General features: G+C 69.9%; 6 protein-coding genes. 3 read left to right on the forward strand and 3 right to left on the reverse strand.

Annotated elements, in window-relative coordinates; translation table 11 throughout:
* Both VI238_RS08870 and VI238_RS08875 read left to right on the forward strand, forming a co-directional pair.
* The coding region (locus VI238_RS08870; RefSeq protein WP_331650537.1) for a rhodanese-like domain-containing protein at positions 1-280 on the forward strand (280 nt) is incomplete at its 5' end.
* A 300-nt stretch (positions 281-580) separates the two neighbouring features.
* Positions 581-1,099 (forward strand): adenine phosphoribosyltransferase, encoded by a 519-nt coding sequence (locus tag VI238_RS08875; protein ID WP_331650539.1) that lies wholly within the window; start codon positions 581-583, stop codon positions 1,097-1,099.
* Positions 1,100-1,280: 181 nt separating this feature from the next.
* Here the strand turns inward: VI238_RS08875 and VI238_RS08880 are convergent, their stop codons facing one another.
* The 3 genes from VI238_RS08880 to VI238_RS08890 all read right to left on the reverse strand — a co-directional run bounded on the left by VI238_RS08880 (position 1,281) and on the right by VI238_RS08890 (position 4,234).
* The gene (locus VI238_RS08880) at positions 1,281-1,991 is read right to left on the reverse strand and encodes a VIT family protein (protein ID WP_331650541.1); all 711 of its coding nucleotides are present in this window, start codon (positions 1,989-1,991) and stop codon (positions 1,281-1,283) included.
* A 43-nt stretch (positions 1,992-2,034) separates the two neighbouring features.
* Positions 2,035-2,823: an AMP nucleosidase gene (locus VI238_RS08885; RefSeq protein WP_331650543.1), complete on the reverse strand. Its 789-nt coding sequence runs from the start codon at positions 2,821-2,823 to the stop codon at positions 2,035-2,037.
* Between the two features lie 73 nt (positions 2,824-2,896).
* Positions 2,897-4,234, reverse strand: coding sequence for a hypothetical protein (locus tag VI238_RS08890; RefSeq protein WP_331650545.1), 1,338 nt, complete (start codon positions 4,232-4,234; stop codon positions 2,897-2,899).
* 96 nt (positions 4,235-4,330) lie between these two features.
* Between VI238_RS08890 and VI238_RS08895 the strand changes: the two genes are divergently transcribed.
* The coding region (locus VI238_RS08895) for an acyl-CoA dehydrogenase (RefSeq protein ID WP_331650547.1) at positions 4,331-6,055 on the forward strand (1,725 nt) is incomplete at its 3' end.

Genomic DNA, 6,055 nt, shown 5'->3' on the forward strand with positions numbered 1-6,055 from the left:
GCGCATGCAGGCGGGCGACATCATGGTCGTCGACGTGCGCCCGGACCACGATCGCGCGATCGCCCCGTTCGCGGGCGCCGAGGCGTTCACGCCGGACACGCACGCGCGCCTCACGTCGCTGCCGAAGGACACCGCGCTCGCGTTCATCTGCCACCACGGCAACTCGAGCCGCAATGCGGCCGAACACTTCCGCGAGCACGGCTTCACCAACCTGTGGAACGTCGAAGGCGGCATCGACGCCTGGTCGGTCGAGATCGACCCGTCGATTCCGCGCTACTGACGTTCGTATACGGCGCACGACCGTGGGGGCACCGACGGCCACTGCAGAAGACTGAAACACGAAGGACACGAAGGACACGAAGAGAAGCAAGCTCAACGATTGAAACACGGAGCGCACGGAGCACACAGAGGAAAAGCTTTTTTCAGATGGAAGAGTTCTTCTCGCCTTGGTTTCTCCGTGTGCTCCGTGTGCCCCGTGTTTCAACTTCTTCCCTGGTCTTTGCTCTTCCTTCGTGTCCTTCGTGTCCTTCGTGGTTCAGGCTTTGAGCTTTTGCTCTCACAACGTGGCCCCGACGCCCCTATGCAGAGACTCGCCAGCCTGATCCGCGCGGTGCCGGATTTCCCGACGCCCGGCATCGTGTTCCGCGACATCACGCCGCTGCTCGCCGATGCCGGCGAGTTCGCGCGCTCGGTCGCGCTGCTCGCCGAGCCGTGGCGCGCTGCGCGCGTCGGGGTGGTCTGCGCGATCGAATCGCGCGGCTTCATCTTCGGTGCCGCGCTCGCGACCGCGCTCGGCGCCGGCTTCGTGCCGTTGCGCAAGCCGGGCAAGCTGCCGCCTCCGGTGGTCGCGGTCGACTACGAGCTCGAATACGCGCGCGATCGCCTCGAGGCGCGCGACGACGCGCTGCGCGCGGGCGAGCGCGTGCTCGTCGCAGACGACGTGCTCGCCACGGGCGGCACGCTCTGTGCCGCGCGCACGCTGGTCGAACGCCTCGGCGCAACGGTCGTCGGTGCGAGCGTGCTGATCGAACTCGCCGGCCTGCCCGGCCGCGCGCGTTGGGGCGACGCGTCACCCCTGCACGCGCTGCTGTCGTACTGAGGATCGCGCCGCCTGCGAGGCCAGGCCGAGTGAAAACCGGGCGAAAACCAGCGAAAGCCGGCAAAGCCTGAACACGAAGGCCGCGAAGTAGAGCAATTCAAAGATTGAAAGCTTCTTCCTGATCCTGCTTTTCTTTGTGTCCTTCGTGTTTCAGGCTTTCGCTCCATCCGCGAGCCGCGCGTCACACCGCGACGCCGAACAGCTTGCCGATCGCGGCGGTCGCGACCATCGCGAGCGCGCCCCAGAACAGCACGCGCACGGCACCCGTGGTGGCCGGTGCGCCGCCCGTGCGCGCGGCGACCGCGCCGAGCACGCCGAGCGCGAGCAGCGCCACGCCCGCGACGACTGCCGCGACGTGCTCGGCCGGTGCCGGGGCCACCGCCAGCAACGGCAGGGCGGAACCCGCGGCGAACGTGGCTGCCGAGGTCAGCGCCGCCTGGATAGGCCGCGCGCGCAAGGTTTCGCTGAGGCCGAGTTCGTCGCGCAGGTGCGTACCGAGCGCGTCGTGCGCCATCATCTGGTCGGCGACCCTGCCCGCGAGTTCGCGGTCGAGGCCACGCCCGACGTAGATGTTGACGAGTTCCTCGCGCTCGCCCGCCGGGTCGGAGGCGAGCTCCTGCTGTTCGCGCGCGCGGTCCGCCGTCTCCGTGTCCGTCTGCGAACTCACCGAGACGTACTCGCCGGCCGCCATCGAGAAGCCGCCCGCGACGAGGCCGGCGAAGCCGGCGAGCAGCACGGCGCCCTTCGACGCCTGCGCGCTCGCGACGCCGACGATGAGGCCCGCGGTCGACAGGATGCCGTCGTTGGCGCCGAGCACGGCCGCTCGCAGCCAGCCGATGTGCTCGCTGCGATGGCGCTCGCTGTGGCGGGTCGCACGCGGATGTCTGGGCATGTTCGGTCTCCGGCTCGCCTCGGTCGCGCGACGACGCGATCGATCAGGTTTCGTTGTCGTCCTCGAAGCGCAAGTGCTTCACGCTGCGCCCGTTGCGCCGCACGAGCTTGAGCGCCTCGATGCCGACCTTGATGTGCGCGTCGACGAAGTTCGCGGTGATGAGCCTGTCGCTCGCTTCGGTCTTCACGCCCTCGGGCACCATCGGCTGGTCGGACACGAGCAGCAGCGCGCCGGTCGGGATGTGGTTGGCGAAGCCGGCCGCGAACACCGTCGCGGTCTCCATGTCGATCGCCATGCAGCGTGTCTTGCGCAGGTAATCCTTGAACGCAACGTCGTGCTCCCACACGCGCCGATTGGTCGTGTAGACGGTGCCGGTCCAGTAATCGTGGCCGAGGTCGCGGATCATCGTCGACACTGCGCGCTGCAGCTGGAACGCGGGCAGCGCCGGCACTTCGGGCAGCAGGTAGTCGTTCGACGTGCCTTCGCCGCGGATCGCGGCGATCGGCAACACGAGGTCGCCGAGCTTGTTCTTCCGCTTTAGCCCACCGCACTTGCCGAGGAACAGGCAGGCCTTCGGCGCGATCGCCGACAGCAGGTCCATCATGGTCGCCGCGTTCGGGCTGCCCATGCCGAAATTGATCATCGTGATGCCGTCGGCGGTCGCATTCGGCATCGGCCGGTCTCGGCCCTGCACCTCGACGCCGTGCCACTGCGCGAACAGCTCGACGTAGTGGCCGAAATTGGTCAGCAACACGTGCTCGCCGAAGCGATCGAGCGCCGACCCGGTGTAGCGCGGCAGCCAGTTGTCGACGATGTCGGATTTGTTCTTCATCGACCGATCTTCGCAGCTTCGCGCCGGGCGTCGCAACGTCGGCGGCGGACGTGCGCGGCCAGCGGCCGGCGGCCTAGCGGCGGAACGCGCTCCACAGCACCCACAGCAGGAACGCGCCGTAGACGGCGACGCCGATCGAGCCGAGCGTGCGGGCGGCGTGCGCCCAGCGGTCGTAGATCACCCCCGGTCGCGGCCGATCGCGCATCGCGCGCCAGTCCGACAACGGCGCGCGCAGCGACCATGCGAGCGCGGCAAGCGCGAGGCACGCCGCGATCCACGTCGCCGATCGGGTCCAGCCGAACGGATGCGCGTCGTCCGCAGCCGCGACCAGTGCGCGCGCGCCGGCATTGATCGTCGTGAATAGCGCGAGCAGCAGCGCGAGCGCGAGCGAGCGGCCGAGCGTCGCCGCGGTCACGCACACGCCGAGCGCCGCGAGCGCCCACGCGAGCGTCGCGCGCCAGTGGCCGGTTGCGTCGAACATCTCGCGCGTGCAGGTGCCGCGCTCGAAACAGCCGCGTTCGCCCGCACGATGGCGCGCGAGCTCGGCGCGATGGTCGAGCTCGGGCGTGCGGTAGTCGCTGCCGCCACGACGCACGGCGAGGTCCATCGACGGAACAGCGAGCGACGATGCCTCGGCGTCGAGTTCGAGACGATGATCGTCGTTGCCTGCGCCGCTGCGCATCCAATCGACCGGCTGCGCGGCGGTCTTCCTGCCGAGGTCGGCCATGCTCCGGCACCACAGCGTGACGTCCCTGCCCGGGTCGATCCGCGTGTCGCCCGGTGGTTCGCAGCGCACGCTCTTGTCGCGCTCGCCATCCCACGACACGACGAGTCGCAACGGCGCGAGCGGCGTGCTGCCGATCGGCGCGTCGGCGAGGTTGCGCGCCTTCACGGCGACGCGAAAGTCGTGATACCCGTCGACATCGATGCTCCACAGCCCGGGCACGACCGCATTGAGCACGCGGCCGCGCGACATGTCCTCGCCCTCGGCGAAGAGCTCGAGCATCGCCGGCGCGAGCTCGGTGTCGACGCGCACCGCGATGACCCGTGCGAGCACCTCGGCGCGCAGCGCGGCGAGCTCCGCTTCGCCGACACGACCCGCGTCGATCGCGTCGCCGACATTCGCGAGCGCGGGCTCGTCGCGACCGAGGAACTCGCGCCACGCGTGCGCCTGCAACCAGCGCGCGTAAGCGGGCGCGTCCTCGCGCTGCTGCAGCGCGACGAGCTCGACGAAGGCGTCCTCGCGCGCCGCCTGGTCGGCCGGTAGCGGACGCGCGCGCAGCGCACGCATCGCCGGGCTGTCGGTTGCAGCCGGCGGCACGTAGCGCGCTCCTTGGAAGCGCGCGGGCCAGGCCAGCCCCGCGAGGAAGTAAAGGGTCAGGCTCGCCAGCAGAATGGCGATGATGCGCATGCGACTCCCCCGATCGGTGCGCGCAGTGTACTGGCGCGTTGCCCGCAGCGGGACAGTGCAGCAGGCATAATCTCGGCTCCGACCGGAGGTGGCGACATGATCTGGATCGTCCTGCTCGTTGCGCTCGTCCTGTTCGCGGCGCTCGCGTTCCGCGGCCTCGGCTTCCTCGCCTGGGTCAGCGCGACCGGTGTCGTGCTCGTCGGCTGGCGCATTGCCGGCGTCGCGCATCCGGCGCTGTTCACCGCCTGCACGATCGTCGCGCTCGGCCTCGCGCTCGTCTTCGGTTGGCCGCCGCTGCGCCGCGCGCTCGTATCGCGCTTCGTCATGCCGACCTTCGCGAAGGTGCTGCCTCGCCTCGGCGAGACCGAGCGCGTCGCGCTCGAAGCCGGCACGGTCTGGTGGGACGGCGACCTGTTCGGCGGCATGCCGGACTGGCAGAAGCTGCTCGACTTCGCGCCGGCGCCGCTGACGGCCGAGGAGCAGGCGTTCATGGACGGACCGGTCGAGGAACTGTGCCGTCGCCTCGACGACTGGGCCGTCTACCAGCAGCGCGATCTTCCGCCCGAGATCTGGAGCTACCTCAGGGAGCAGCGCTTCTTCGGCATGATCATCCCGAAGGAGCATGGCGGCCTCGGCTTCTCCGCGATCGGCCATTCGCGCGTGGTCACGCGCATCGCGAGCCGCTCGGTCACCGCCGCGGTTACGGTGATGGTGCCGAACTCGCTCGGCCCGGGTGAGCTGCTGCTGCACTACGGCACCGACGCGCAGAAGCAGGCATACCTCGCGCGACTCGCGCGCGGCGAGGAGATCCCGTGCTTCGCGCTGACCGGACCTGAGGCGGGTTCCGACGCGGCCGCGACGCAATCGGAGGGCATCGTCGAGAAGCGCATCGTCGACGGCGTCGAAGTGCTCGGCCTGCGCCTCCAATGGAAGAAGCGCTACATCACGCTCGCGCCGGTCGCGACGCTGATCGGCCTCGCGTTCCGCCTCAAGGACCCGAACAGGCTCATCGGCGACACGGAGGACCGCGGCATCACCTGCGCGCTGATCCCGCGCGCGACGCCGGGCATCGAGATCGGCCTGCGCCACGATCCGATGGGCGTGCCGTTCATGAACGGCCCGATCGTCGGCAAGGACGTGTTCGTGCCGCTCGACGACGCGGTCATCGGCGGCCGCGAGCAGATCGGCCACGGCTGGCGCATGCTCATGGAGTCGCTCGCGGCGGGCCGCTCGATCTCGCTGCCGGCGCTGTCGATCGGCGCGGCGCAGCTCGCGACGCGCATCTGCGGCGCGTACGCGACCGTGCGCGAGCAGTTCGACACGCCGATCGGCCGCTTCGAAGGCATCGAGGAGCCGCTCGCGCGCATCGCCGGCCTCACCTACCTCATGACCGCCGCGCGCACGCTCACCTGCGGCGCGCTCGACGCCGGCGAGAAGCCGGCCGTGATCGGCAACATCTGCAAGGCCTATCTCACCGACGCGATGCGCAGCGTCGTCGCCGACGCGATGGACATCCGCGCCGGCAGCGCGATCCAGCGCGGTCCGCGCAATGCGCTCGCGCGCGCGTGGGACGCGGTGCCGATCGGCATCACGGTGGAAGGCGCGAACATCCTCACGCGTTCGATGATCGTGTACGGCCAGGGTGCGATCCGCTGCCATCCGTTCGTGCAGAAGGAGATAGACGCGGTCGCGAGGAACGACCTCGCCGCGTTCGATCGCGCGATCTTCGGCCACGTCAACCTGTTCGTCACGCGCGCCGCGCGCGCGAAGCTGCTCGCCTGGAGCGGGTCGCGCCTCGCCGGCGTACCGCGCACCGAGGAT

The organism is Dokdonella sp. (assembly GCF_036518555.1).
In the GTDB taxonomy this organism is placed as follows: domain Bacteria; phylum Pseudomonadota; class Gammaproteobacteria; order Xanthomonadales; family Rhodanobacteraceae; genus Dokdonella_A.